General features: G+C 62.4%; 24 protein-coding genes. 19 read left to right on the top strand and 5 right to left on the bottom strand.

Going from position 1 to position 25,900, the window contains the following annotated elements:
- Positions 1-6: 6 nt before the first annotated feature.
- A complete protein-coding gene (locus ACR0J1_RS06675) occupies positions 7-657 on the bottom strand; it encodes a histidine phosphatase family protein (protein WP_480731612.1) in 651 nt (216 codons plus the stop codon).
- A gap of 146 nt (positions 658-803) precedes the next feature.
- Here ACR0J1_RS06675 and ACR0J1_RS06670 point away from each other — a divergent pair, with 146 nt between their 5' ends.
- The 7 genes from ACR0J1_RS06670 (at position 804) to ACR0J1_RS06640 (ending at position 10,608) form a co-directional block, all read left to right on the top strand.
- Positions 804-1,991 carry a Zn-dependent hydrolase gene (locus ACR0J1_RS06670; RefSeq protein ID WP_480731610.1) on the top strand — a complete coding sequence of 396 codons (1,188 nt, stop codon included), beginning with the start codon at positions 804-806 and terminating at the stop codon, positions 1,989-1,991.
- Positions 1,992-2,290: 299 nt separating this feature from the next.
- Complete coding sequence (gcvT, locus tag ACR0J1_RS06665; protein ID WP_480731609.1) at positions 2,291-3,388, top strand: glycine cleavage system aminomethyltransferase GcvT; 1,098 nt, start codon at positions 2,291-2,293, stop codon at positions 3,386-3,388.
- 18 nt (positions 3,389-3,406) lie between these two features.
- Positions 3,407-3,772 (top strand): glycine cleavage system protein GcvH, encoded by a 366-nt coding sequence (gene gcvH, locus ACR0J1_RS06660; RefSeq protein WP_480731607.1) that lies wholly within the window; start codon positions 3,407-3,409, stop codon positions 3,770-3,772.
- 111 nt (positions 3,773-3,883) lie between these two features.
- On the top strand, positions 3,884-6,739 hold the full coding sequence (gene gcvP / locus ACR0J1_RS06655; RefSeq protein ID WP_480731606.1) for an aminomethyl-transferring glycine dehydrogenase: 2,856 nt from the start codon (positions 3,884-3,886) through the stop codon (positions 6,737-6,739).
- 193 nt (positions 6,740-6,932) lie between these two features.
- Positions 6,933-8,087 carry a phosphoserine transaminase gene (locus ACR0J1_RS06650; protein ID WP_480731604.1) on the top strand — a complete coding sequence of 385 codons (1,155 nt, stop codon included), beginning with the start codon at positions 6,933-6,935 and terminating at the stop codon, positions 8,085-8,087.
- Between the two features lie 72 nt (positions 8,088-8,159).
- Positions 8,160-9,755, top strand: a complete 1,596-nt coding sequence (serA, locus tag ACR0J1_RS06645; protein WP_480731602.1) for a phosphoglycerate dehydrogenase — start codon at positions 8,160-8,162, stop codon at positions 9,753-9,755.
- A gap of 115 nt (positions 9,756-9,870) precedes the next feature.
- Entirely contained in the window at positions 9,871-10,608 is a 738-nt protein-coding gene (locus ACR0J1_RS06640; protein WP_480731601.1) for a metallophosphoesterase family protein, read from the top strand.
- Here the strand turns inward: ACR0J1_RS06640 and ACR0J1_RS06635 are convergent.
- From ACR0J1_RS06635 to ACR0J1_RS06625, 3 genes are all read right to left on the bottom strand, one after another.
- On the bottom strand, positions 10,595-12,112 hold the full coding sequence (locus ACR0J1_RS06635; RefSeq protein WP_480731599.1) for a malonate--CoA ligase: 1,518 nt from the start codon (positions 12,110-12,112) through the stop codon (positions 10,595-10,597). The two genes, ACR0J1_RS06640 and ACR0J1_RS06635, sit on opposite strands and share 14 nt — an antisense overlap.
- A gap of 88 nt (positions 12,113-12,200) precedes the next feature.
- Positions 12,201-12,905 (bottom strand): UTRA domain-containing protein, encoded by a 705-nt coding sequence (locus ACR0J1_RS06630; RefSeq protein ID WP_480731598.1) that lies wholly within the window; start codon positions 12,903-12,905, stop codon positions 12,201-12,203.
- Positions 12,906-12,927: 22 nt separating this feature from the next.
- Entirely contained in the window at positions 12,928-14,283 is a 1,356-nt protein-coding gene (locus tag ACR0J1_RS06625; protein WP_480731596.1) for a formimidoylglutamate deiminase, read from the bottom strand.
- An 81-nt stretch (positions 14,284-14,364) separates the two neighbouring features.
- Here ACR0J1_RS06625 and hutI point away from each other — a divergent pair, with 81 nt between their 5' ends.
- The 8 genes from hutI to ACR0J1_RS06585 all read left to right on the top strand — a co-directional run bounded on the left by hutI (position 14,365) and on the right by ACR0J1_RS06585 (position 21,654).
- Entirely contained in the window at positions 14,365-15,570 is a 1,206-nt protein-coding gene (hutI, locus tag ACR0J1_RS06620) for an imidazolonepropionase (protein WP_480731594.1), read from the top strand.
- Complete coding sequence (hutH, locus tag ACR0J1_RS06615) at positions 15,567-17,102, top strand: histidine ammonia-lyase (RefSeq protein ID WP_480731593.1); 1,536 nt, start codon at positions 15,567-15,569, stop codon at positions 17,100-17,102. Before hutI ends, hutH begins: the two co-directional genes overlap by 4 nt.
- On the top strand, positions 17,102-17,899 hold the full coding sequence (hutG, locus tag ACR0J1_RS06610; protein WP_480731591.1) for an N-formylglutamate deformylase: 798 nt from the start codon (positions 17,102-17,104) through the stop codon (positions 17,897-17,899). Before hutH ends, hutG begins: the two co-directional genes overlap by 1 nt.
- Positions 17,896-19,578: a urocanate hydratase gene (hutU, locus tag ACR0J1_RS06605; RefSeq protein ID WP_480731589.1), complete on the top strand. Its 1,683-nt coding sequence runs from the start codon at positions 17,896-17,898 to the stop codon at positions 19,576-19,578. The genes hutG and hutU overlap by 4 nt, the downstream gene beginning before the upstream one ends.
- Before the next feature lie 68 nt (positions 19,579-19,646).
- Positions 19,647-20,525, top strand: coding sequence for a phosphoserine phosphatase SerB (serB, locus tag ACR0J1_RS06600; RefSeq protein ID WP_480731587.1), 879 nt, complete (start codon positions 19,647-19,649; stop codon positions 20,523-20,525).
- A 40-nt stretch (positions 20,526-20,565) separates the two neighbouring features.
- The gene (locus ACR0J1_RS06595) at positions 20,566-20,895 is read left to right on the top strand and encodes an ArsR/SmtB family transcription factor (RefSeq protein WP_480530438.1); all 330 of its coding nucleotides are present in this window, start codon (positions 20,566-20,568) and stop codon (positions 20,893-20,895) included.
- Positions 20,883-21,311 carry an SRPBCC family protein gene (locus tag ACR0J1_RS06590; RefSeq protein ID WP_480731586.1) on the top strand — a complete coding sequence of 143 codons (429 nt, stop codon included), beginning with the start codon at positions 20,883-20,885 and terminating at the stop codon, positions 21,309-21,311. Before ACR0J1_RS06595 ends, ACR0J1_RS06590 begins: the two co-directional genes overlap by 13 nt.
- 22 nt (positions 21,312-21,333) lie before the next feature.
- On the top strand, positions 21,334-21,654 hold the full coding sequence (locus ACR0J1_RS06585) for a YciI family protein (protein ID WP_480731584.1): 321 nt from the start codon (positions 21,334-21,336) through the stop codon (positions 21,652-21,654).
- A 3-nt stretch (positions 21,655-21,657) separates the two neighbouring features.
- On the opposite strand, the gene ACR0J1_RS06580 is transcribed toward ACR0J1_RS06585, so the two are convergent.
- Positions 21,658-22,656, bottom strand: coding sequence for an asparaginase (locus ACR0J1_RS06580; RefSeq protein ID WP_480731583.1), 999 nt, complete (start codon positions 22,654-22,656; stop codon positions 21,658-21,660).
- 177 nt (positions 22,657-22,833) lie between these two features.
- Between ACR0J1_RS06580 and ACR0J1_RS06575 the strand changes: the two genes are divergently transcribed.
- From ACR0J1_RS06575 to ACR0J1_RS06560, 4 genes are all read left to right on the top strand, one after another.
- Positions 22,834-23,367 carry an invasion associated locus B family protein gene (locus tag ACR0J1_RS06575; protein WP_480731581.1) on the top strand — a complete coding sequence of 178 codons (534 nt, stop codon included), beginning with the start codon at positions 22,834-22,836 and terminating at the stop codon, positions 23,365-23,367.
- A gap of 68 nt (positions 23,368-23,435) precedes the next feature.
- The gene (locus ACR0J1_RS06570; RefSeq protein WP_480731579.1) at positions 23,436-23,813 is read left to right on the top strand and encodes a lysozyme inhibitor LprI family protein; all 378 of its coding nucleotides are present in this window, start codon (positions 23,436-23,438) and stop codon (positions 23,811-23,813) included.
- 80 nt (positions 23,814-23,893) lie between these two features.
- On the top strand, positions 23,894-25,078 hold the full coding sequence (gene rlmN, locus ACR0J1_RS06565; RefSeq protein ID WP_480731577.1) for a dual-specificity RNA methyltransferase RlmN: 1,185 nt from the start codon (positions 23,894-23,896) through the stop codon (positions 25,076-25,078).
- Positions 25,079-25,277: 199 nt separating this feature from the next.
- Positions 25,278-25,898, top strand: a complete 621-nt coding sequence (locus tag ACR0J1_RS06560) for a cytochrome P460 family protein (RefSeq protein ID WP_480731575.1) — start codon at positions 25,278-25,280, stop codon at positions 25,896-25,898.
- Positions 25,899-25,900: the final 2 nt, after the last annotated feature.

The following is a 25,900-nucleotide window of genomic DNA, read 5'->3' as shown; positions in this document are numbered from 1 at the left end:
GCCTCCTTACAGGTGGGTCTGTGCGTATTGCCGGTCGGGTGCTTCCAGATGGGGCACCGCGTTGAACAGAACCGGGCTCAGCTGTGCGCCAATCGGGTGCAGACGATGCATCGACGTGTTCATGATGGCAAGGGCCACCCGCGCCATAGACGGGATGTCCAGCCCCATGGCCTGCCGCACCACCATCGAGATCAGCGCGCCCGAGGTCACAACGATGGCAGCCCCACCATCGGTCCCGATCTCGTGCAGGGCGTCGCGGACGCGGGATTCGAACTGTTCGAATGTCTCGGGCGCGCCCTCGATCTCGCCATTGGCCCAGGCGGTGAAAGTGCGGGGCAGGTGTTCGACAAAGCCCTCGCGGTCAGTCGGAATCTTGACCCCGTGCTGCTGCTGGTAAAGCTGGGCGAGGGTGAAGTATTCGATCTCGTTCAGCCGGGCGTCGCGCACCGGGGCGGTCAGGCCCATACTGGCGGCGGTTTCCACATGCCGGTTCAGCGTGCCGCAATAGACCCGCGGATGATGCGCCCGCGTATCGTGCAGATGCGCGCCCAGCCATTGCGCCTGCTGGTGGCCCAGCGGGCTGAGGCGGTCATAGCTGACCTCGTCGCGCGCTGCGGTGTTGGCCTGCCCGTGGCGGACCAGTGTGATATGTGACATGGCGATCCCTCTTGCGCAGATGTCTTAGGGCAGGTTCGGGACCGGTGCCAGAGGGGCAGGCGAAAAATCGGCCCTGACGCCGCCGCGATGGCTTGCGGGTTCATGTCCGGGGCGTATGGTTGGACCAAGGCATAATGGGGGATGTCATGGCGGTCGATGAAAACCGGTTTCTGGCCGATCTGCACAAGCTGCGCACATTCGGCGCCTCTGGCGCCGACAAGGGCGTTGTCCGCCCAGCCTATTCCGAGGCCGATATTGCTGCGCGCCGCTGGCTGGCCGGACGGATGGAAGAGGCCGGGCTGCAGCCACATTTCGACCCGGTTGGAAACCTGTTCGGGCTGAGTGATGCGCCCTCTCTGCTGCTGGGATCCCATTCCGACAGCCAGCCCGAGGGCGGCTGGCTGGATGGTGCCCTGGGCGTGATCGCCGCGCTTGAGGTTGCGCGAAGCAGCGACCGCCCTGTCTCGGTCGTCAGTTTTCAGGATGAGGAGGGGCGGTTCGGCGTCACCACCGGCTCGGCCGTCTGGTCCGGGGGGCTTGATCTGGCGCAGGCGGATGGCCTTGGCGATCACGCGGGCATCACGTTTGGCACGGCGCGGGCCGCTATGGCTGATCTGGCCAAGCCCTTTGTCGATCCGGGCCGGTTCTCGGGGTTCATCGAGATGCATATCGAACAGGGTCCTGTGCTGGATACCGAAGGCGAACAGATCGGCGTCGTGACCGATATCGTCGGTATCCGCGACATGAAGATCACCTTTGAAGGCCAGCAGAACCACGCAGGCACCACCCCGATGCACCTGCGCCGCGACGCGTTTCAGGCGCTGGCGGCGTTCAGCGAATTGATCAACGACCGGCTGCGCAACGTGGTCACACCGCGGACGGTCTGGACCATCGGGCATGTCGATCTGCACCCCAATGCGTCCTCTATCGTGCCCGGCCGGGCGCGGTTCTCGATGCAATGGCGCGACGGTGATCCCGGGCGCCTGGCCCGGATCGAGGAGATTATCCGAACCACCGCGCAGGAAGTGGCGGATCAGCGCGCCATGGCGCTGGAGTTCGGCCCGATGCTGGGGCTGGAACCCGTTGCGATGGACCCGCAGTTGCAACAGGCGCTTGAGCAAGGCGCGGAACGGATCGCGCCGGGCTGCTGGCGCCGGATGCCTTCGGGGGCGCTGCACGACGCCACCAACGTGTCGCGCCTGATGCCGGTGGCGATGCTGTTTGTCCCCTCGATCGACGGAATCAGCCACGATTTTGCCGAGGACACGGCCGAGGGCGACCTGATCGCCGGGTTGAAGGCGTTGGAATACGCAATAAAAAGCCTGCCTGGTTGATGGGGCATGACTTTTGTTAAGTCGCACAAAACAAAGGTCATTAGTTTGGCCGCGATTCTCGTGGTACGGCCACGCATCGACCCCACGACCAGAACCGGATCAGAGGCCTGCTTCAGGTGTTGCGTAAGGGAAAAAAGTTTCCTATAGGAGACATTATTGCGGCATACGCCCGTATACGGCCCGCCGCTGACTCGTCTCGTGGCGCCCCGGCTGCGGGGACAGGACCGTTGCAAAATACGTGGCTTGCTTCAGACTGCGGACCATGCCCTCTGACACTTTGACAAAAGAAGGTACCCATCATGACCGACGCCCCGAAACGCACCCCGCTTTATGATCTGCATGTTGAGCTCGGCGGCAAGATGGTGGATTTCGCAGGCTGGGAAATGCCGGTGCAATATCCGCTGGGGATCATGGGCGAACACAATCAGTGCCGTCAGAAGGCCGCTCTGTTTGACGTCAGCCATATGGGGCAGGTGATCCTGCGGGGCGAAGATGTGGGCCATAGGCTGGAAGCTCTGTGTCCGCAGGCCTATGCGACCCTGAAAGACGGCAAAGCGCGCTATGGGTTCTTTACCAACGCCGATGGCGGGATCATGGATGACCTGATCGTGTCGAACGCCGGCGATCATTACTTTGTGGTGGTGAACGCGGCGCTGCGCCATCAGGACATCCCGCATATGCGCGACAATCTCGACGGCGTCGAGGTTACCGAGATTTTCGACCGTGCCCTTGTCGCCGTGCAGGGCCCCAGCGCCGAGGATGTGGTGGGGGCGTTGTGCCCCGCCGCCCGCGATCTGAAATTCATGGAAACCACCGTGGCGCCGATCCTGGGGGTCGATTGCCGCATCTCGCGCCTCGGCTACACCGGCGAAGATGGCTATGAGATTTCCATCCCCGAGGACAAGGCGATTGAAGTAACCCGCGCCTTCCTCGCGCATGAAGACTGCGAAGCGGCCGGTCTGGGCGCGCGCGACAGCCTGCGGCTCGAGGCGGGTCTGTGCCTTTACGGCAATGACATCGACCAGAGCACCTCACCCATCGAAGCCAGCCTCGGCTGGGCGATCCAGAAGCGCCGCAAGGAAGAGGGCGGCTTCCCGGGCGCGGCCCGCATCCAGCGCGAACTGGCCGAAGGTACCGCACGCAAGCTGGTCGGTATAAAGCCCGAAGGCCGCGCCCCCGCTCGTCAGGGTGTGGACATTCAAAGCCCGGGCGGCGATATGATCGGTCAGATCACCTCGGGCGGTTTCGGCCCCACCGTCGGCGGCCCGGTGGCGATGGGGTATGTCGCGTCAGAACACGCCGCGCCCGGCACTCAGGTGAACCTGATCATCCGGGGCAAGCCGCAACCCGCGCAGATCGTGGCGCTGCCTTTCGTCACCCAGAATTACAAGCGTTGAAGCCAGGAGACAGACAACATGGCAACCTATTATTCCGAAGAACACGAATGGATCGACGTCAATGGCGATACCGCGACGCTCGGCATCACCAAACACGCGGCAGAACAGCTTGGCGATGTGGTCTTTGTCGAGCAGCAGGAAGCGGGCGAGGAATTCGAGAAAGACGGCGAGATCGGCGTCATTGAATCGGTCAAAGCCGCGTCGGAACTCTACGCCCCGGTCGATGGCGAGATCATCGAGGTCAACGAGGCGCTGGCCGACAATCCCGGTGCGCTGAACGAAGACCCCGAAGGCGAGGCGTGGATCTACAAGATCAAGATCACCGACGCGTCGCAGCTCGAAGATTTGATGGACGAAGCCGGCTACAAGGCTTTCATCGGCTAAAACCAAACGGTGGGTCCCTTTGCGGATCCACCCTTCATCTGGCCAAAAATATCCCCGCCGGAGGCTCCCGCAGTCTCCGCCGGGTCTGACCTATCCGTGAGGAGCGCAACGATGGCTTTCAAACTGACCGACTACGAAGCCTATGACTTCGCCAACCGCCGCCATATCGGGCCCAGCCCGACCGAGATGCGCGACATGCTCAAGGTGATCGGCTTCAAGACGCTGGACGAACTCATTGACGCCACTGTGCCGCCCGCAATCCGGCAGACCGAGCCGCTGGACTGGGGTCCTGCGATGACCGAACGCGATGCGCTTTTCCACATGAAGCAGGTGGCGAAGAAAAACACCGTTCTGACCTCGTTGATCGGGCAGGGTTACTATGGGACCACCACCCCGGCGCCGATCCTGCGCAACATCCTGGAAAACCCGGCCTGGTACACGGCCTATACGCCCTATCAGCCCGAGATCAGCCAGGGTCGTCTTGAAGCGCTTCTGAACTTCCAGACCATGGTCAGCGACCTGACCGGGCTGGACGTGGCCAATGCCTCGCTGCTCGATGAAGCCACCGCAGCGGCTGAGGCGATGGCGATGGCCAAGCGCGGCGGTCGGTCCAAGGCAAATAACGCGGCCTTCTTCGTCGACCGCAACTGCCACCCGCAGACCATCGCGGTGATCAAGACCCGGGCCGAGCCTCTGGGCATCGATGTGCAGGTTGGCGATCCCGACAGCCTCGACGCGGGTGCTGTCTTTGGCGCGATCTTCCAGTACCCCGGAACCCATGGCCATGTGCGCGACTTCACCGCCGAGATCGCGGCGCTGCATGAACACAAAGCGATTGCCGTTGTCGCCGCCGACATCCTGTCGCTGGCGTTGCTGAAGTCACCGGGTGAGATGGGCGCGGATATCGCCATCGGTTCGACCCAGCGCTTTGGTGTGCCGATGGGCTATGGCGGGCCCCATGCTGCCTACATGGCGACCACCGACAAGCTGAAGCGGGCCATGCCGGGCCGGATCATCGGTGTCAGCATCGACAGCCGGGGCAACAAAGCCTACCGCCTCGCCTTGCAGACCCGCGAGCAGCATATCCGCCGTGAGAAGGCCAACTCGAACGTCTGCACCGCGCAGGCGCTGCTGGCCGTCATTGCCTCGATGTATGCAGTCTATCACGGCCCCGACGGGATCAAGTCCATCGCGCAATCGGTGCACCGCAAGACCTCGCGTCTGGCAGCCGGTCTGGAGGAGGCAGGCTTCTCGGTTGAGCCCGAGGTCTTCTTCGACACGATCACGGTCGAGGTCGGTCATTTGCAGACCACCGTCATGGAGGCCGCCGTCGCCCGTGGTGTTAACCTGCGCAAGGTGGGTGACACGAAAGTGGGCATCAGCCTTGACGAACAGACCCGGGCCGAGACCATCGAGGCCGTCTGGGGTGCCTTTGGCATCGACCGTCAGGATGACAGTTCGAACGTGGCCTATCGCTTGCCGGACTACGCGCTGCGCGAAACGCCGTATCTGACCCACCCGATCTTCCACAAGAACCGGGCCGAGGCCGAGATGACCCGCTATATGCGCCGTCTGGCCGACCGCGACCTGGCGCTGGACCGGGCGATGATTCCGCTGGGATCCTGCACCATGAAGCTGAACGCCACGATCGAGATGATCCCGGTCACCTGGCCCGAGTTCGGCAACCTGCACCCGTTCTGCCCCGAAGATCAGGCGCAGGGCTATCACGAGATGATCGACGATCTGAACGACAAGCTGTGCCAGATCACCGGCTATGACGCGATCAGCCAGCAGCCCAACTCGGGCGCGCAGGGCGAATATGCGGGGCTGCTGACCATCCGCAACTATCACTTCGCGCGCGGCGAAGGGCACCGCAATGTCTGCCTTATCCCGACCTCGGCCCATGGCACCAACCCGGCCTCGGCGCAGATGGTGGGCTGGCAGGTGGTGCCGGTGCAGTCGGATGAGAACGGCAATATCGACCTGAATGACTTCCGCGCCAAGGCGGAAAAGCACTCGGACCATCTGGCCGGCTGCATGATTACCTATCCGTCCACCCATGGCGTGTTCGAGACCACCGTGCAGGAGGTCTGCCAGATCACCCATGACCACGGCGGTCAGGTCTATATCGACGGCGCCAACATGAACGCCATGGTCGGCCTGTCGCGCCCCGGTGACATTGGCGGCGACGTCAGCCACCTGAACCTGCACAAGACCTTCTGCATCCCGCATGGCGGTGGTGGCCCCGGCATGGGTCCGATCGGCGTCAAGGCGCATCTGGAAGAGCATCTGCCCGGCCACCCGGAATACGGCACCGCCGTGGGTCCGGTCTCGGCCGCACCCTTTGGCTCGCCTTCGATCCTGCCGGTCAGCTGGGCCTATGTGCTGCTGATGGGTGGCGCGGGTCTCACGCAGGCGACCAAAGTGGCGATCCTGAACGCCAACTACATCGCGGCACGTCTGCAGGATGCTTATCCGATCCTCTATACGTCCGAGACCGGCCGCGTGGCGCATGAATGTATCCTCGACACCCGTCCCTTGGATGCCGAGGCGCATGTGACCGTGGATGACGTCGCCAAGCGCCTGGTCGATTCAGGCTTCCACGCCCCGACTATGTCTTGGCCTGTCGCCGGAACCCTGATGGTCGAGCCCACGGAATCGGAACCCAAGGACGAGCTGGACCGCTTCTGCGACGCGATGCTGTCCATCCGGGCCGAGGCGCAGGACATCATCGACGGCAAGATCGACGCGGAAAACAACCCGCTGAAAAACGCCCCCCACACGGTGCGCGATCTGGTTGGCGACTGGGACCGGCCTTACAGCCGCGAACAGGCCTGCTTCCCTCCGGGATCCATGGGCGTCGACAAATACTGGTCGCCAGTCAACCGCGTCGATAACGCATACGGCGACCGAAACCTCATCTGCACATGCCCGCCGATGTCGGAATACGAAGAGGCCGCAGAATAATCCCAGAACCCCGCCGAGAGATCGGCGGGGTTTTCGCTTATCGGAAACCTGTGTTCCGATCTGCGGCCCTGCATGGTGTCGTTTTTTGGCGGCCAAGGGTCTTTTTTGCTTGCCGCCTGAAGAAACGCCCCATACCCCTGTCCGTGGGACACCCCTCCCCAACGAGGGGCGTGTATCTGGAAGGGTAATACAGATGAGCACTCAACAACCGGCGACGCGGCCGGCGAATCCGCGTTTTTCCTCGGGCCCTTGTGCCAAACCCCCCACATTTGAGCTGTCCAAACTGGCCGATGCTGCGCTGGGTCGTTCGCACCGCGCCGCCGTCGGCAAGGACAAGCTGAAAGCGGCCATCGAAGGCACGCGTGAGGTGCTGGGCATTCCGGCAGATTACAAAATCGGCATCGTGCCGGCCTCGGACACGGGCGCGGTTGAGATGGCCTTGTGGTCGTTGCTAGGCGCGCGCAAGGTTGAGATGCTGGCCTGGGAGAGCTTTGGTGCCGGCTGGGTGACCGATGTGGTCAAACAACTGAAAATCGACGCCGAGGTGAAGACTGCTGACTATGGACAGATCGTGGATCTTGCCTCGGTCGATTTCGCCAATGACGTGGTGTTCACGTGGAACGGCACGACCTCGGGCGTGCGGGTGCCTAATGGCGACTGGATCGCGGATGACCGACAGGGTCTGACGATCTGCGACGCGACGAGCGCCGCCTTTGCGATGGACCTGCCGTGGGACAAGCTGGATGTGACGACCTTCAGCTGGCAGAAAGTGCTGGGTGGAGAGGCGGCCCATGGGATGCTGATCCTGAGCCCCCGCGCAGTTGAACGGCTGGAAAGCTATACACCCACATGGCCTCTGCCCAAGATTTTCCGCCTGACCAAAGGTGGCAAACTGATCGATGGCATCTTTACCGGTGCCACGATCAACACGCCCTCGATGCTAGTGGTTGAGGATTACTTGTTTGCGCTGGACTGGGCGCGCTCGGTTGGTGGGCTGCAGGGCCTGATTGCCCGCGCGGATGCCAATGCCGGTGCGGTTCATGGGTTCTGTGCGCAGAATGACTGGATCGCCAATCTGGCCGAGGATGCGGCGACGCGGTCGAACACATCGGTGTGCCTGAAATTCACCGATGCACGCATTCGGGATGGTGCGACATTTGCCAAAGCCGTTGCGAAACGGCTGGAGGCCGAGAATATCGCGCTGGATATCGGTGCATATCGCGACGCGCCTGCAGGTCTGCGGATTTGGTGCGGCGGCACGGTCGAGACTTCGGACATCGAAGCGATGCTACCCTGGCTCGCATGGGCCTTCGAGGCCGAGATCGCTGCGCAAACGGCAGCTGCCTGACAAGATTTTTCGACGAAAAATCTGGGCCCGTCTGTGGCCCGGACATCTCCCAAATATTCAAGGACCAGAGGTATGGCCCCCAAAGTACTCGTATCTGACAAGCTTAGCGAAACCGCCGTGCAGATCTTCCGCGATCGCGGCATTGACGTGGATTTCATGCCCGATCTGGGCAAGGACAAGGAAAAACTGGCCGAAGTGATCGGGCAGTATGACGGCCTTGCCATCCGCTCGGCCACCAAAGTCACGCCTACCCTGCTGGAAAAGGCTGACAATCTGAAAGTGATCGGTCGCGCCGGGATCGGCACTGACAATGTCGATAAGGATGCGGCCTCGAAGAAGGGTGTGATCGTGATGAACACGCCCTATGGCAACATGATCACCACCGCCGAGCACGCCATTGCGATGATGTTCGCCGTGGCGCGGCAAATCCCCGAGGCCAGTGCCTCGACCCATGCGGGCAAATGGGAAAAGTCCAAGTTCATGGGCATCGAGCTGACCAACAAGACCCTTGGCGTGGTCGGTGCGGGCAATATCGGCGGCATCGTTTGCGAACGCGCGCTTGGCCTGAAGATGAAGGTCGTCGCCTATGATCCGTTTCTGGGCGAAGAGAAAGCCGCCAAGATGGGTGTCGAGAAGGTCGAGCTGGACGAGCTGCTGGCGCGCGCCGATTTCATCACTCTGCACGTGCCACTGACCGATCAAACCCGCAACATCCTGAGCCGTGAGAACCTCGCCAAGACCAAGAAAGGCGTGCGCATCGTCAACTGCGCCCGTGGTGGTCTGGTCGATGAAGAGGCTCTGGCCGAGATGCTGCAATCGGGTCACGTGGCCGGTGCCGCCTTCGATGTGTTCAGTGTTGAACCGGCTAAGGACAACCCTCTGTTCAACCTGCCAAATGTGGTCTGCACGCCGCATCTGGGCGCGGCCACGACCGAGGCGCAGGAGAACGTGGCACTGCAGGTTGCCGAGCAGATCTCGAACTATCTGCTGACGGGCGCGGTGGAAAATGCGTTGAACATGCCCAGCGTGACCGCCGAGGAAGCCAAGGTCATGGGTCCATGGATCAAGCTGGCGGGCCATCTGGGCAGCTTTATCGGCCAGATGACGGACGAGCCGATCAAGGCGATCAACATCCTCTATGACGGTGTTGCAGCGGATATGAATCTTGCGGCGCTGAATTGCTCGGTCGTTGCGGGCATCATGAAAAAGGTCAACCCCGAGGTGAACATGGTCTCGGCCCCGGTGGTGGCCAAGGAACGGGGTGTGAAGATCTCGACCACCAATCAGGACAAGTCCGGCGTTTTTGACGGTTATGTCAAGGTGACGGTGGTGACGGACAAACGCGAGCGTTCGATTGCGGGCACCGTGTTCACCGATGGCAAGCCGCGATTCATCCAGATCAAAGGGATCAACATTGATGCCGAGGTGGGCGCGCACATGCTCTACACCACCAACGAAGATGTGCCGGGCATCATCGGTGCGCTGGGCGCGACGATGGGGGCGAACAACGTCAACATCGCCAACTTTACCCTTGGCCGGTCCGAAGCGGGCGGCGAGGCGATTGCGTTGCTTTATGTCGACGAGCCGGTTCCGGCCGAGGCGCGGGCCAAGCTGGCCGAGACCGGGCTGTTCACCCAGATCAAACCGCTCGAGTTCGACGTGGCCTGATCCGGGCTGTCGCCTTTGTGAAACAAATCACGACCCGCGCTGGCACCGGCGCGGGTCGTGTCTTTCGCGGCACGGGATTTTACGTCAGAACAGGGGCAATGTTGCGGAGGGTCCGATGAATACACCTATCTACGCGGTCGGAGACATACACGGACACCCGGCCGAGCTGGATCGCGCCCTGTCTCTGATCGGGCGCGATGGCGGTGCTGATGCGCAGATCGTGTTTCTGGGCGATTATGTGGATCGTGGGCCCGACAGCCGCGGCGTGCTGGACGCGCTGATTGCCGGGCGCGATGCGGGCCGGCCATGGGTGACACTCAGGGGTAATCACGACCGGATGTTTGCCTGGTTCATGGAGAACACGCCGCGTCACGATCCGCATCTGTTGGTGGGCTACCACTGGCTGCACGAGCGGCTGGGCGGAGTTGAGACGTTGCTGAGCTATGGCGTCGAGGTTGGTCCGCAAGTCCGGCTTGAGGACGTCCACGCGGCGGCGCGCGCGGCGGTTCCTCCGTCGCATCTGGCGTTTCTGCGCGATCTGACCAATCTGCACCAGACGCCCGATCTGGCCTTTGCCCATGCCGGGATCCGACCCGGCGTGCCGCTAAACGAACAGCACGAGAATGATCTGGTCTGGATCAGGCAGGCCTTCAATGCTCATAGCGGCGCGCACCCCAAGCTGATCGTGCACGGTCATACCCCGGTCGATCGCGTGACGCATTTCGGCAATCACGTCAATCTGGACAGCGGCGCGGGTTATGGCCGCGCGGCAGGCGTGGCCGTGTTCGAAGGGCGCAGCTGCTGGCAGCTGACCGAGGCGGGGCGGGTACCATTAGAGCCTAATCCGGCGTAAACAGGTCCTTGTACCGGTCTCGCAGGATATTTTTCTGTACCTTGCCCATGGTGTTGCGCGGTAAGGCGTCCAGCACGATCAGGTGCCGGGGATGTTTGAACCGCGCCAGATCGGCCTGGACCGCCGCCATGATCGCGTCCGTATCCGGCGTCTGGCCGGGCTCGGGCACCAGTAGACCCACAGGGGTCTCTCCGAAATCCGGGTGCGGCACACCGATCACGGCGCTTTCCAGCACGCCGGGCTGGTCGTCCAGCAGCAGCTCGATTTCCTTGGGATATATGTTGTAGCCGCCCGAAATGATCAGGTCTTTGCTGCGCCCGACGATGTGAACATAGCCATCCGCATCGACCCGCCCCAGATCGCCGGTGATAAAGAACCCGTCCTCGCGCAGTTCGGCGGCGGTTTTTTCGGGCATTTCCCAATAGCCCTGAAACACGTTGGGGCCGCGTACCTCGATCATGCCGGTCTCGCCGTTGGGCAGCGGCGCGCCGGTTTCAGGATCGGTGATCTTCAGCTCGACATCCGGCAAGGGTGGGCCAACCGTGCCTGCCCGTCGGTCGCCGTCATAGGGGTTCGACGTGTTCATGTTGGTCTCGGTCATGCCGTAGCGTTCGAGGATGCGCTGGCCGGTGCGGGCTTCGAACTGCGCATGGGTGTCGGCCAGCAATGGGGCAGAGCCCGAGATGAACAGCCGCATGTGCCCGGTCAGGTCGCGCGTCAGCCTGTCGTCGTCCAACAGGCGGGTGTAGAAGGTCGGAACACCCATCATCGACGTGGCCTGCGGCATCAGGCGTAGCATCTCGTCTGTGTCGAACTTCGGCAGAAAGATCATCGATCCGCCCGAGGCCAGCACCACATTGGTGGCCACAAACAGCCCGTGCGTGTGAAAGATTGGCAGCGCGTGCAGCAGCACGTCTGTATCGGTGAACCGCCATTCCTGCACCAGCGTTTCGGCATTGGACAGCAGGTTGCCCTGCGACAGCATCGCGCCCTTGGACCGCCCCGTGGTGCCCGAGGTGTAAAGGAACGCGGCCAGATCGTCGGAGCTGCGCCGCACCGGCTCAAACGCGGGCAGCATTCCCAGCGCGCGGCGCATCAGACTGCCCGAACCATCGGCGTTCAGCGTCTCAAGCCGCGCGCCCTGCGCCTGCGCGATGGGCTGCAGCCCGTCCTGCTGCGCCGCATCGCAGACCACGACGGATGCGCCGCTGTTCTCGATGAAATAGGCCAGTTCGGCGGTCTTGTAGGCCGTGTTCAGCGGCAGAAAGATCAACCCCGCTTGCACGCAAGCAGCATAGAGCGCCAGCGCCTCGGGTGATTTTTCCACCTGAACGGCGACCCGGTCGCCGGGCTCAAGCTCGAACCCCGTCAGCGTGTTGGCCAATCGAGAGGCCATGTCCAGAAACGCGGCATGGGTCAGGGTCTGGCCGTCGGGCAGGTGCAGAAACGGCGTTTCTTTGCCTGCATGAATGCCGAACAGACGATCATATAGCAGGTTGCCCATCTTTCCCCTTTTCACAGACCCGTTTGCCCTGACCCTGTCGGGGAAATCGCGAGGGGTAAAGCCCCCAATGCGCAAAACCGCGCTGTGGTTAGATCTGTGTTGTCATCCGGTAGCCTGCCGCGAAATACAGCTTGGCCAGCGTCACCGGCTGACCCTGCAACCAGGTGATCCGCTCGGCGGTGAAAATGGGCTCACCTTCGGGGACGTCCAGAAATCCGGCGACCGAGGCATCGGCGCGGCTGGCCAGAAAGGTCAGTTCCACATTGGTAAAGGGCACCGTCTGCACGAGCCAGTCATTCGGGCCGGTCGTTGAGAAATCGGCCTGCGTGATCTCGGGTACGCTGTCGATCACGACCCAGCGGTCTTCATACTGAAACGGCGTATTCCCCGAGTAATGCATACAGCGCACCTGCATCACATCCTGCCCGATCTTTAGCGCCAGCCGGGCGCGCAGCCAGTCCGGGGCGGGCTTGGTTTCGGCCGAGACCAGCGCATAGCGATAGGTGCCGCCCGCCGCCTCGACCTCGTCCCGGACCAGAGGGATGGTGAACCGCGCCTGCCGTTGGGGCGCGCTCAGCACGCGGGTGCCGGCCTTGCGGCGGCGTTCCAGGAACCCCTCATCCGCCAGTTCCCGCAGGGCGCGGTTGACGGTGGTGCGGGTGCACGAGAACTCGACCGCAAGCTCCTGTTCATTGGGCAACAGCGTGTCGGGCCGCCACTGGCCCGAGCGGATGCGATGAAGCACCGTCTGCTTGATGTCCTTGTAGCTGGTGGTATCGCTGGGCTGGGTCATATCGTCTCTAACATCAGGTATCTCAGGCGTCAGCCAGCAGGTCGTCCAGCGCGGCGCGATAGGCGGGCAGGATCGCATCCCGCGCCACGTGCCGTCCGCCCTGCACCATATGCCGCCCCGCTGACCACAGGTCTGTCACCAGCCCGTCTGGCGCGGCAAAGCACAGCCCGTCCAGCAACTGATCGTCGCGCAGCGCGCAGAGCGTGGCGTGCCCTGGGTCCAACGCCACCAGATCGGCCAGCTTGCCGACCGCGATCTCTCCGCCGTCGCGCCCCAGCGCCTGCGCCCCGCCAAGCGCCGCGCCGGTATAGAGCGCATGCCCGACCGAGCCTTCGCCCTGCACCAGAACGGTCCGCGCCCGGTCGCGCAGACGTTGGGAGTATTCCAGCATCCGCAGTTCTTCGGGCAGCGAAATCCGCACATTCGAATCTGACCCGACCCCGAAGGCCCCACCGTGCTTCACATAAGGCACGCCGTTGAAGATACCGTCGCCCAGATTGGCCTCGGTAATCGGACACAGACCGGCCACCGCGCCCGAGCGGGCCAGCGCAATGGTCTCGGCATCGGTCATGTGGGTCGCGTGGATCAGGCACCAACGGTCATTCACATCCGCATTGTCCAGCAGCCATGCCACCGGGGTCTGACCAAGGGCGGCCTGCACATCGACGATCTCTTTGGTCTGTTCGGCGATGTGGATATGCACGGGGCCTTGCGAGACCTGCTGGAGCACCCGCCGCAAGTCATCGGGCGAGGTTGCCCGCAGCGAATGTGGCGCGATGCCCTGAACCGAGTCCGCATGTGGCAGCGCCCCCCGGCTGTCAGCGATCAGGTCCAGAAACCGGTCGACATCGTTGCCGAACCGCTGTTGCCCACCCGCCAGCGGCTCTTGCGCGACGCCGCCATAGGTATAGAGCACCGGCAGATGGGTCAGGCCGATTCCCGTCTGTTCGGCCGCTGCAAAGATGCGCTGGCTCAGCTCGGACAGGCGCGCATAGGGGGCACCGCCGGGCTGGTGGTGGACATAGTGGAACTCTCCGACCGAGGCATACCCGGCCTCCTGCATCTCCATATAGACCAGCGCGGCGATGGCCTGCATGTGCTCGGGCGTCAGGCGATCCAGAAAGCGATACATCAGGTTGCGCCAGGTCCAGAAGCTTTCGCGTCCGGCGGCGCGGACCTCGGTCATGCCGGCCATGGCGCGCTGAAACGCATGGCTGTGCAGGTTCGCCAGCGCAGGCAGCAGCACGTCGACACGCACGTCATCAGGGTGCGGTTGAGCCCCGGTATGCAGCCCCGTGATCCGCCCCTGATCGACCTCGACTCTCAGGTTTATCACCCAGTCAGAGCCCAACAAGGCGGTTTTGGCGTGGATCGTCATCGCATTTCCATTTTGTGTAGACTTTAATTTTTTATACGTATACGAAAAATCCAAAGCCAAGGGGAGCCCAAAAGAATCGCCATGACGAAAAAATCCGTTCTGTGCTGTGCGCGGGTTGCCACCATGACCGGGCGCGCGGGCTATGGTCTGATCGAACAGGCCGCGATTGCCGTCGACGGGTCGCAGATCCGCTGGGTCGGGCCGCTGGCCGAGCTGCCCGTTGAATATGCCGGGTGGCCGCAGCAGAATTACGGCGACCGACTGATCACCCCCGCGCTGATTGACGCACATACCCATCTGGTCTTTGGCGGTAACCGCGCTGTCGAGTTCGAGATGCGTCTGAACGGCGCCACCTACGAAGAGATCGCCCGCGCCGGTGGGGGCATCCTGTCCACCGTCACCGCGACCCGCGCCGCGTCCGAAGACGCCTTGCTGGCCGATGCCCTGCCGCGCGTTGACACTCTGATCGCCGAGGGTGTCAGCTGCATCGAGGTCAAGTCCGGCTATGGGCTGGACACTGAGACCGAGCTGCGGATGCTGCGCGCTGCGCGCCGGATTGCGCAGGACCGGCCCGTGCGGGTCCGGACCAGCTTTCTGGGCGCTCACGCGAGTCCGCCCGAGTATGCCGACCGCGCAGATGCCTATATTGACACGGTCTGCATCCCGACCCTGCGCGCGGCCCATGCCGAGGGTCTGGTCGATGCGGTGGATGGCTTCTGCGAAGGCATTGCGTTTGACCCGACCCAGATCGCCCGCGTGTTCGACGTGGCCGCCGAGTTGGGCCTGCCGGTCAAACTGCATGCCGAGCAATTGTCTAATCTGGGTGGCGCAAAACTGGCCGCGTCTTATGGCGCGTTGTCCGCCGACCATATCGAATATCTGGACGCCGAGGGGGTTGCGGCCATGGCCGAGGCGGGCACCGTCGCCACCCTGCTGCCGGGCGCGTTCTATACGCTGCACGAGACGCAAGCCCCGCCGGTCGACGCCCTGCGGCAGCACAACGTGCCCATGGCGCTTGCGACTGACTGCAATCCGGGCTCGTCGCCGCTGACCTCGCTGCTGCTGACGATGAACATGGGCTGCACCCTGTTCCGCCTGACCCCGCAAGAGGCGCTGGCGGGCGTTACCCGCAACGCCGCACAGGCGCTGGGCCTGACCGATACCGGTCAGATCGCAGCCGGTCTGCGCGCCGATCTGGCCGTGTGGGATGTGACCCACCCGGCTGAATTGTCTTATCGCATCGGGTTCAACCCCTTGCACACACGTATCTTCGGAGGTCAGGCATGACGCCTTTGTCGCTTACACCCGGTCAGGTCTCATTGGCGCAACTGGCCGAGATTTACTGGTCCGAGGCCCCGATCACGCTGGACGATGGCTGCCGCGCCGGGATCGACGCTGCCGCCGCCCGTATCGCAAGCGCCGCCGAGGGGTCCGAGGCGGTCTACGGCGTCAATACCGGCTTCGGCAAGCTGGCCAGCCACAAGATCGCGGCTGAAGATACCTCGACCCTGCAACGCAACCTGATCCTCAGCCATTGCTGCGGCGTTGGCCCTGCGGTCCCCCGGCGACTGGCGCTGCTGATGATGTCGCTCAAGCTGCTCTCGTTCGGGCGCGGTGCGTCGGGCGTTCGGTGGGAGTTGGTCGATCTGCTGCAACAGATGCTGGCGCGTGGTGTGACGCCGGTGATCCCAGCCCAGGGTTCTGTCGGCGCGTCCGGCGATCTGGCCCCGCTGGCACATATGACGGCGGTGGTGATTGGTGAGGGCGAGGCCGAGGTAAACGGCACGATCCTACCGGGGGCCGAAGCGCTGAAAAGTGCCCGATTAGAGCCGATTCAGTTGGGCCCCAAAGAAGGGCTAGCCTTTATCAACGGCACCCAGTTCTCCACCGCCTACGCTCTGGCGGGGCTGTTCGAGGGATGGCGCGCGGCACAGAATGCACTGGTCATCTCTGCCGCTTCGACTGACGCGATCATGGGCTCGACCGCACCGTTGCAACCTGAAATTCACACCCTGCGCGGTCATCGCGGCCAGATCGAGGCCGCCGCCGCCATGCGCGCCACGCTGGACGGGTCCGAGATCCGCGAAAGCCACCGAGACGGCGATACCCGCGTACAGGACCCCTATTGCATCCGCTGCCAGCCGCAGGTGACGGGCGCGGCGATGGATATCATCCGGCAGGCCGCCGCGACGCTCGAGGTTGAGGCGAATGCCGCCACAGACAACCCTCTGGTGCTGACTGAGGCCGATATCATCGTCTCGGGCGGCAATTTCCATGCCGAGCCGGTGGGCTTTGCCGCCGACATGATCGCGCTGGCGCTGTCCGAGATCGGTGCCATTGCGCAACGACGGATCGCCCTGATGGTCGACCCGACGCTCAGCTTCGATCTGCCACCTTTCCTGACGCCCGAACCGGGGTTGAACTCGGGCCTGATGATCGCCGAGGTGACGACCGCCGCGCTGATGAGCGAGAACAAGCATCTGGCCAACCCCTGCGCCACCGACAGCACGCCGACCTCGGCCAATCAGGAGGATCACGTTTCGATGGCTGCCCACGGCGCGCGGCGGCTGACGCGGATGGTCGAGAACCTGAACTATATTCTGGGGATCGAACTGCTCTGCGCCGCGCAAGGCATCGAGTTCCGCGCGCCGCTGTCGACCAGCGCCCCGCTGGCCCGCGTGATCGCGCGGCTGCGTGCGGATGTGCCCGCGCTGGCCGAGGATCGCTATCTGGCCCCCGATCTGGAAACTGCCCGGGCCTTAGTGGCTGATGCGGCCCTATTGGATGCAGTAGACCTGCCGCTGCCCGGGTTGGTCTGATGCAGGTGTTCAGCGTTTCCCAAGGCGACGGGCCGATTGTTCTGGGTCAGCCCCATGGCGGCACCATCGTGCCTGATGAAATCGCCGCCCGCCTGAACCGGAACGGTCGGGCGCTGGCGGACACGGATTGGCACATAAACAGGCTCTATGGCGGTCTTCTGGGCGGTGCAACCGTGGTGCAGTCGCATATCCACCGCTATGTGATCGACTGCAATCGTGACCCGGCGGGAGTATCCCTGTACCCCGGACAGAACACCACCACGCTGGTACCGCTGACCGATTTCGACGGGCAACCGATTTGGGTTGAGGGGCAGGACCCCTCGGTCGACGAAATCGAGACCCGCCGCCAAACCTATCACGCGCCCTATCACGCCGCGCTGGAGCAGGAGTTGCAACGGGTTCGCGCCAAGCACGGGATTGCGGTTTTGTTCGACTGCCACTCGATCCGCAGCCGCATCCCGTTCCTGTTCGATGGCACGCTGCCCGATCTGAACATCGGTACTGATGGGGGCGCGACCTGCGCGCCGGAAATCGAGACTATTACCCACGAATTCTCCGCGTCCTCGCCGTTTAGCACGGTGCTGAACGGTCGCTTCCGGGGCGGCTGGACGACCCGCCACTATGGTCGCCCGTCCGAAGGGCTGCACGCCATTCAGATGGAACTGGCCCAATCCACCTATCTAAGCGCGGAGACCGCGCCGTGGGCCTATGACACCGACAAAGCCGCGCGCCTGCGCCGCTGGCTGCACGACATTCTGGACGCGATCCAAGACACCGCATTGGAGTTGACCTCATGACCGATCCCCGCAAGAACACCCGCGACATCTTTCCACCGACCGGCACCGAACTGAACGCCAAAAGCTGGGTGACCGAGGCGCCGCTGCGGATGCTGATGAACAACCTGCACCCCGATGTGGCCGAGAACCCTCATGAGTTGGTTGTGTACGGCGGTATCGGGCGTGCCGCGCGCACATGGGATGATTTCGACCGTATCGTCGCGGGTTTGAAGGATTTGGAAGAGGACGAAACGCTGATCGTCCAGTCCGGCAAACCGATTGCGATCATCCGCACGCACAAGGATGCGCCGCGGGTATTGATTGCGAATTCGAACATCGTGCCCCATTGGGCGACTTGGGATCATTTCAACGAATTGGACCGCAAGGGCCTGATGATGTACGGCCAGATGACCGCGGGCTCGTGGATTTACATTGGTACGCAGGGCATCGTGCAGGGCACCTATGAGACCTTTGCCGAGGCCGGGCGTCAGCACTATGACGGCGACCTGACCGGCAAGTGGATTCTGACCGGCGGTCTGGGCGGCATGGGCGGCGCGCAACCCTTGGCTGCTGTTTTTGCCGGGGCTTGCTGTCTGGCGGTGGAATGCAATCCGGACTCGATCGATTTCCGTTTGCGCACCAAGTATCTCGACGAAAAGGCCGAAACGCTGGATGAAGCGCTTGAGATGATCGACCGCTGGACCAAGGCGGGTGAGGCGAAATCCGTCGGTCTGCTGGGCAATGCGGCGGACATCTTCCCCGAGATTTACCGCCGCATGGCCGAGGGCGGCATGCGCCCTGATATCGTCACCGACCAGACCAGCGCCCATGACCCGATTAACGGTTATCTGCCACTGGGCTGGACCATGGCGCAATGGCGCGAGAAACGCGAAACAGAGCCTAAAGCGGTAGAAAAGGCCGCCCGCGCCTCGATGAAACAACACGTCGCCGCGATGGTCGATTTCTGGAATGCGGGCGTTCCGACGCTGGATTATGGCAACAACATCCGTCAGGTGGCGCAGGATGAAGGGCTTGAGAACGCCTTTGCCTTCCCCGGTTTTGTGCCCGCCTATATCCGCCCGCTATTCTGTAAGGGGATCGGCCCGTTCCGCTGGTGCGCCCTGTCTGGCGACCCCGAGGACATCTACAAGACCGACGCCAAGATGAAAGAGCTGTTCCCCGAGAACGAGCACCTGCATCGGTGGCTGGATATGGCGCAGGACCGGATTGCCTTTCAGGGCCTGCCTGCGCGGATCTGCTGGATCGGGCTGGGGGACCGCCACCGCGCCGGGTTGGCGTTCAACGAGATGGTCGCAAATGGCGAGTTGAAAGCGCCGGTTGTGATCGGACGCGATCATCTGGATTCCGGCTCGGTCGCCAGCCCCAACCGCGAGACCGAGGCGATGCTGGATGGTTCCGATGCCGTGTCCGACTGGCCCCTGCTGAATGCGCTGATCAATACCGCGAGCGGCGCGACATGGGTGTCGCTGCACCATGGCGGAGGCGTCGGCATGGGCTTTAGCCAACACGCGGGCGTGGTGATCTGCGCCGACGGGACCGAGGATGCCGCGCGGCGGTTGGAACGGGTGCTCTGGAACGATCCGGCGTCAGGCGTTTGGCGGCACGCGGATGCGGGGTACCAGATCGCGAAGGATTGCGCCCGCGAACACGGGCTGCGGCTGCCGGGTATTCTGGGCTAGATCAAACTGTCTCTGGCGAAAATGCTGCACCTGCGATATCCCGCAGGTGAGCTTGCCGGAGATCGAAGATGTACGTTGCCACCCTGCTGACCAACCCGACCGCGCCGACATTGGATCAGGCACTGGTCGACTCGCTGCGCAACGCGTGGGGCGGGGGCGATGGAGCCTGGCTCAGCCCCGATGAGGCGGCAGAGTTCACGCTGTCCGAGATGCCCGGCAACCTGTGGGAGGTCTGGGCCGATCTGCAGCAGATGGGCGTGGACCTGATCGCGCAGCCCGCCGAAGGGCGCCGCAAGAAGATGCTGCTGGCCGACATGGACAGCACGATGATCCAGCAGGAATGCATCGACGAACTGGCCGATGAAGCCGGTGTCGGCGACCGGGTCAAGGACATCACCGCCCGCGCGATGAATGGCGAGCTGGATTTCGAAGGCGCGCTGACCGAACGGGTTGGTTTGCTGAAAGGGCTTGATGAAAGCGTGATTGGCAAAGTTCTGAACGACCGGATCACGCTGATGCCCGGCGGCAAGGCCTTGCTGGCGACGATGCGCGCAAATGGGGCCTATGCGGCGCTGGTTTCGGGCGGGTTCACTGCGTTCACCGCGCGCGTGGCTGAACGGTTGGGCTTTGACGAGAACCGGGCCAATACGTTGCTGGTCGAAAATGGCAAGCTGACTGGCGACGTGCAGCGCCCCATTCTGGGACGGCAGGCCAAAATCGAAGCGCTGGAGCAGATTTCCACACGTTTAGGCATCGCTGAGGCGGACGTGATCGCCGTCGGCGACGGGGCCAATGATCTTGGGATGCTGGGCCGTGCGGGGACGGGGGTTGCGCTACATGCCAAACCCTCGGTCGCGGCGGAATGCGATGTGCGGGTCAACCACGGAGACCTGACCGCACTGCTGTATGTACAGGGATATGCCCGTTCTGAATTCGTCGATAGCTAACGGGCTTTCTTTAATTTAACATTTCTGTTAAATAATGGTCATGAACACGCTTCTGACTAGTTTTTCTGCCTTGTCCGACGCCACACGATTCTCGATCGTCGAGCAATTGATGGAGCACGGAGAGCTGCCTGCCGGTGACCTGATCGAAGGGCGGGGCATGTCCGGTGCCGCGATCTCGCGCCATCTGAAAGTGCTGCGCGAGGCCGGGTTGGTGCAACAGCGCGTGAAAGGTACGCAGCGGATCTATTCGATCCGGCCCGAGGGGCTGCGCGCGATTGCCGAATGGACCATTTCGAAACGGCAATTCTGGGAAAACAGCCTCGACCGTCTGAGCGAGATTATCGAAAGGGAAAATTCATGGCCGACCTGAAACTCGAACGGGATTTCCCCGTCACCCCCGAGGTGCTTTTTGCATGGATCAGCGATGGGGCAAAACTGTTGCAATGGTGGGGGCCTGAAGGGCTGCATGTGCCAGAACATGATCTGGATTTCTCGCGCACGGGCCCGTGGTATTCGGTGATGAAGAACGGTGAAGGCCAGAAATTCAAGGTTTCGGGCCATGTAACCCATGTCGATCCGCCGCATTCGGTGGGGTTCACATGGGGCTGGCATGACGATCAGGACAAGCGCGGGGCCGAAAGCCATGTGACCTTCTCGGTGGTCGCCACAGAGTCCGGATCGCGCCTGACGCTGGATCACCGCGAGTTGGCGGATGCCGAGGCGGCGACAAACCACAATCAGGGCTGGACGTCTTCGCTGCGCAAGCTCGAAGCGCTGGCAAAATAGATTTTCAACAGGGAGGAGCGTTATGCCCCAATATTTGTTTGTTTATCACGGGGGCCACACCCCCACCGACCCCGCCGACATCGAGGCGACCATGGCCGCCTGGGGCGCATGGTTTGGCGGCATGGGCGCGGCGCTGGACATCCCCGGCAATCCGGTGGGCCAGTCCTATACGGTCAGCAGCACCGGTGTGGTCGACAATGGCGGCGCGAACCCGGCCTCGGGCTTTACGGTCATCAAGGCCGACAGCATCGATGCTGCAACCGAGATGGCCAAGGGCTGCCCGATGGTCGTGAACGGATCAGGCTCGGTCGAAGTGGCCGAGGTGCATGAGATCGAGATGTGAGCCTTAACCGGGGAAACCCGGTGCAGGCTTGATCACGCCACATTCCAGCCCGCGACGGCTGAATTGCGTGGCATTCAGGAACTTGCGCGTGGCCGGGTGATCGGCCTCAAGCACCCCAAGGCTGACCAGAATGGCGGCGATGGCGCATTCGCTGGCGCGAGTGGTGCCATCGGTGATCTTGAGCGCGACGCCCATGCGTTTTTCCGGGATGATCGCAACGAAAACGGCCTCGGCCCCGGTTTTGATCGCGGCGCGGCCATCCATGGCGCGCATCAACTCGGTACAGGCGCGGGTTTCGCCCGCGACCAGTTCGGGGTGCTGCATCATCGCCGCTGTTAGCTGCTGCGCTGCATCGCTGGCCCGGTCCGAGCGGTCAGCGGCCGAGGCGAACCACGCCATCGACCGCGCCAACCCCACCAACGAGGTGGCAAAGTTCGGCGCGGAACACCCGTCGATGCCGTAACACGGGCTGGTCTCGCCTGTGGTGTCCTCTAACGCCGACAGACAGGCCTGCTGAACCGGGTGGTCGATCTCAAGGTATTCCGGCCCCGCGCCCATATGCTGCGCCACGGTCAGAAAACCGCAATGTTTGCCGGAACAGTTGTTGTGAATCTGGCAGGGCGTGTCATCGGCCAGAATCAGCCCGTCGCGGGCCGCCATGTCCTGAGGCTCCTGCGGGCCGCACCGCAGGTCGGGCTCGGCCAGATCAAGGTGATCCAGCCAAGCAGACACGCGGTCGGTGTGGATATGCGCGCCGCTATGCGAGGCGCAGGCCAGCGCCAGATGTTCAGATGTCAGGCCGTATTTCGCGGCAGCGCCCGAGGTGATCAGCGGTAGCGCCTGTATCATCTTGGCTGAGGATCGCGGATAGATCACCGCATTCGGATCACCCCAACTGCGCACGATCTGCCCGGTGTCATCGCAGATCACCGCATGGCCCAGATGCAGGCTTTCCAGTAGCGGCCCGCGCCACAGTTCGGTCATTGCTACGGGTTGTGTCATGTCCACCTCCTGCGGGATGCGCAAAAATCTGCCAATCGCCCTTTCGCCTGTGGCGAAACCTGCGTTAGTGTGTGTATGTCGACAATCATCGGAAGACGCAACTTACAGACGAACCGGCAGAGTTCGCAGGCGGTTCCGATGGGTATGAGGTATTGGTCGGGCTAGGAGGCTGGACAGATGGGATCAAAGCTCGTCCGCGTGATCGCGGGCCTGTGCGTGGCGGGGATAGCCACAACTGCAACCGCTCAGCAGGCGACCAGCACCAACCGCGTCGCGGCCAAGACCGACTGGAGCGTCTTCGTCGAGGAAGACCCGACCGAATGCTGGAGCGTCTCGGCCCCCAAGGAAACCGTGAATACGCGTGGCGGTCGTGTGGTTTCGGTCCGACGCAGTGATATTTTGCTGTTCGTGTTCTATCGCCCCAATGCCGAGGTCAAAGGCCAGGTGACGTTCACCGGCGGTTATCCGTTTGCCGGGGGCTCGACCGTCAATCTGGTGGTCGACGGCAGCGAGTTTGAGCTGTTCACCGATGGCGAATGGGCCTGGCCCGCTACCGCCGCTGATGATGCCAAGATCGTCACCGCCATGAAGCGCGGCACCGAGGCGGTTCTAACCGCGCGTTCGGAACGCGGCACCCAGACGAAGGATACGTTCTCGCTGCTGGGCTTTACCGCAGCCATTGAAGACGCCGAGAAACGCTGCACCAACTGATCCGGTTTTCCTGACGCGGTGGCTGTTTCCTGTGGTAACCTGAACGGGTTATCCATAGGAGGTTCCAGATGCGCTATGCCGCCTTGCTTTGCCTTTGTCCCGCCATCGGTTTCGCCGATCCCACACTGGAATGCCCGGATGCTGGATCTCAGGTGGAAATTGGGGCTTGCGTTGCGGATATGGAAAACCGCGTAAATGCAGCTTTGGACGTGGCATATGGCTTTGCGGTGCAAGCGGCCACGCAATTGGATGATGCGACGGGCCGGCCCGTGGCATTGCCCGCCATCGAAGCATCGCAAGCCGCATGGCTCGCCTATCGGGATGCCCATTGCGATGCAGTCGGGGCCATGTTCGGCGGAGGATCAGGCACGGGTATCGGCATCACGGCCTGTCGCATCGATCTGGGCCGCGCCCGGGTGGATGAATTGCTGCGATATGGCACCTGACTCTGACGATTCCTTTTGATCTTTCGTCGCAGTCCTATATAGAGGCGCATCCCAAGCCAGAATCCACTCGAGATAGCCCCATGTCGCCCAAAGCGCCGATCACTCAAGACGTCATGACCATCCCGCGCAAATTGGCTGAGGGGAAGGTGAACCTTGTCGGTCTGACCCGCGACCAGCTGCGCGCAGTGCTGATCGAACATGGTACGCCCGAGAAACAGGCGAAGATGCGCACCGGGCAGATATGGCAGTGGATCTATCAGTGGGGCGTGCGCGACTTTGCCGAGATGACCAACCTGGCCAAAGCCTACCGCGCGCAGTTGGCAGAGAATTTCGTGCTCGAAATCCCCGAGGTGGTGACCCGTCAGGTGTCCGAGGACGGCACCCGCAAGTACCTGTGCCGTATCGCTGGCGGGCATGAAGTCGAGGTGGTTTATATCCCTGAAGAGGATCGCGGCACGCTGTGTATCTCGTCTCAGGTGGGCTGCACGCTGACCTGTTCCTTCTGCCACACCGGCACGCAAAAACTGGTGCGCAACCTGACGGCCGCGGAAATCGTCGGGCAGGTGATGATGGCCCGAGATGACCTTGAGGAATGGCCCGTACCCGGCGCGCCCAAGGATGAAACCCGCCTGCTGTCGAACATCGTGCTGATGGGCATGGGCGAGCCGCTCTATAATTTCGAAAACGTCCGCGATGCGATGAAGATCGCGATGGACCCCGAGGGGATTTCTCTGTCGCGCCGCCGGATCACCCTGTCGACATCTGGCGTGGTACCCGAAATTGCGCGCACGGCTGAGGAAATCGGCTGTCTGCTGGCGATCTCGTTCCATGCCACTACGGATGAGACCCGAGACGTGCTGGTTCCGATCAATAAGCGCTGGAACATCGAGGAATTGCTGGGCGCGCTGGCCAGCTATCCCAACGTGTCGAACTCGGAACGGATCACGTTTGAATACGTGATGCTGGACGGTGTGAATGACAGTGACGAAGACGCGCATCGTCTGATCGACCATATCAAGCGCCATAAAATCCCGGCCAAGATCAACCTGATCCCGTTCAACGAATGGCCCGGTGCGCCGTATAAGCGTAGCTCGAACAACCGTATCCGGGCTTTTGCGAACATCATTTATCAGGCGGGTTATGCCTCACCGATCCGCAAGACGCGGGGCGAGGACATCATGGCCGCTTGCGGTCAGTTGAAATCAGCCACCGAACGTGCCCGGAAATCGCGCAAACAGATTGAATCCGAGGCCGGTTTGGGCTGAACATTAAGAATTAATGTGAACATTCCGCGCTAATTTGATATGATTGTTCCCGTACTGGCGGGGATGGAAGCTCACCAATACGCACAAGACGGTGAGCCTGTGATCCGGCTCATAGCAAGTTATTTCAAGCGCCCTATCCTTTATTTCAGGGAATGATGGGGGCGTTCGGGCGAAACCGTTTATCGGATGGGCCATGAAAATGATTGGAACACAAAACTATCTTGTCGGCGCAGTATTCTGTGCGCTGGCCACAGGCGCTTTGGCGCAGACCACGGATCAAGAGGCGCATCTGGCGATCGAAAATCCGGCTGAATTGTCCAAGGATGAGGCGCGGGATCATTATCGCGGGCTGATCCGGCGTATGGCGCGTGGCTATGCGGCGGCGCAGCTGGATATCCTGCGCAACTATCAGAACTGGCCGTTGTTCAACGATGCGCCCTATATCTCGGCCACGCACGGGCAGCGCTATGTGAACAGCTATGCCAACCGGATGGCGCATAACTATGCCACTTTGGCCGAGGGCGAGGTGCTGCCTCCTGGTTCGGTTCTGGCCAAGGACAGCATGACGGTGACGGACGAAGGCAACATCCACCCCGGCGCGCTGTTCGTGATGGAGAAACTGGCCGCCGGAACCAGCCCCGTGACCGCCGATTGGCGCTATATCATGGTAATGCCAGACGGGTCGCTGTTCGGCGATACGATGGGGTTTCGCGCGGGGGCCGTGGCCTATTGCCATGACTGTCACGAGGCCGTGGCGGACCGGGATTACACCTTTTACGTGCCCGAAGATTACATCGCCGAAGAGTATCGCACCGACTGATC

The sequence above is a fragment of the Ruegeria sp. CJ3 genome (genome assembly GCF_056536725.1).
The sequence above is the reverse complement of the archived record's forward strand: the minus strand, read 5'-3'. Positions and strand labels throughout refer to the sequence as shown.

Coding starts and splice junctions, on each gene's coding strand:
- ACR0J1_RS06590 (WP_480731586.1), top strand. CDS start 20,883: ATGGCCGACCTGAAACTCGAACGGGATTTCCCCGTCACCCCCGAGGTG.
- ACR0J1_RS06575 (WP_480731581.1), top strand. CDS start 22,834: ATGGGATCAAAGCTCGTCCGCGTGATCGCGGGCCTGTGCGTGGCGGGG.
- ACR0J1_RS06585 (WP_480731584.1), top strand. CDS start 21,334: ATGCCCCAATATTTGTTTGTTTATCACGGGGGCCACACCCCCACCGAC.
- gcvT (WP_480731609.1), top strand. CDS start 2,291: ATGACCGACGCCCCGAAACGCACCCCGCTTTATGATCTGCATGTTGAG.
- ACR0J1_RS06675 (WP_480731612.1), bottom strand. CDS start 657: ATGTCACATATCACACTGGTCCGCCACGGGCAGGCCAACACCGCAGCG.
- hutG (WP_480731591.1), top strand. CDS start 17,102: ATGCAGGTGTTCAGCGTTTCCCAAGGCGACGGGCCGATTGTTCTGGGT.
- ACR0J1_RS06630 (WP_480731598.1), bottom strand. CDS start 12,905: ATGACCCAGCCCAGCGATACCACCAGCTACAAGGACATCAAGCAGACG.
- serB (WP_480731587.1), top strand. CDS start 19,647: ATGTACGTTGCCACCCTGCTGACCAACCCGACCGCGCCGACATTGGAT.
- ACR0J1_RS06570 (WP_480731579.1), top strand. CDS start 23,436: ATGCGCTATGCCGCCTTGCTTTGCCTTTGTCCCGCCATCGGTTTCGCC.
- ACR0J1_RS06640 (WP_480731601.1), top strand. CDS start 9,871: ATGAATACACCTATCTACGCGGTCGGAGACATACACGGACACCCGGCC.
- ACR0J1_RS06670 (WP_480731610.1), top strand. CDS start 804: ATGGCGGTCGATGAAAACCGGTTTCTGGCCGATCTGCACAAGCTGCGC.
- ACR0J1_RS06560 (WP_480731575.1), top strand. CDS start 25,278: ATGATTGGAACACAAAACTATCTTGTCGGCGCAGTATTCTGTGCGCTG.
- ACR0J1_RS06580 (WP_480731583.1), bottom strand. CDS start 22,656: ATGACACAACCCGTAGCAATGACCGAACTGTGGCGCGGGCCGCTACTG.
- ACR0J1_RS06635 (WP_480731599.1), bottom strand. CDS start 12,112: ATGGGCAACCTGCTATATGATCGTCTGTTCGGCATTCATGCAGGCAAA.
- hutH (WP_480731593.1), top strand. CDS start 15,567: ATGACGCCTTTGTCGCTTACACCCGGTCAGGTCTCATTGGCGCAACTG.
- hutI (WP_480731594.1), top strand. CDS start 14,365: ATGACGAAAAAATCCGTTCTGTGCTGTGCGCGGGTTGCCACCATGACC.
- gcvP (WP_480731606.1), top strand. CDS start 3,884: ATGGCTTTCAAACTGACCGACTACGAAGCCTATGACTTCGCCAACCGC.
- ACR0J1_RS06625 (WP_480731596.1), bottom strand. CDS start 14,283: ATGACGATCCACGCCAAAACCGCCTTGTTGGGCTCTGACTGGGTGATA.
- serA (WP_480731602.1), top strand. CDS start 8,160: ATGGCCCCCAAAGTACTCGTATCTGACAAGCTTAGCGAAACCGCCGTG.
- gcvH (WP_480731607.1), top strand. CDS start 3,407: ATGGCAACCTATTATTCCGAAGAACACGAATGGATCGACGTCAATGGC.
- ACR0J1_RS06595 (WP_480530438.1), top strand. CDS start 20,566: ATGAACACGCTTCTGACTAGTTTTTCTGCCTTGTCCGACGCCACACGA.
- rlmN (WP_480731577.1), top strand. CDS start 23,894: ATGTCGCCCAAAGCGCCGATCACTCAAGACGTCATGACCATCCCGCGC.
- ACR0J1_RS06650 (WP_480731604.1), top strand. CDS start 6,933: ATGAGCACTCAACAACCGGCGACGCGGCCGGCGAATCCGCGTTTTTCC.
- hutU (WP_480731589.1), top strand. CDS start 17,896: ATGACCGATCCCCGCAAGAACACCCGCGACATCTTTCCACCGACCGGC.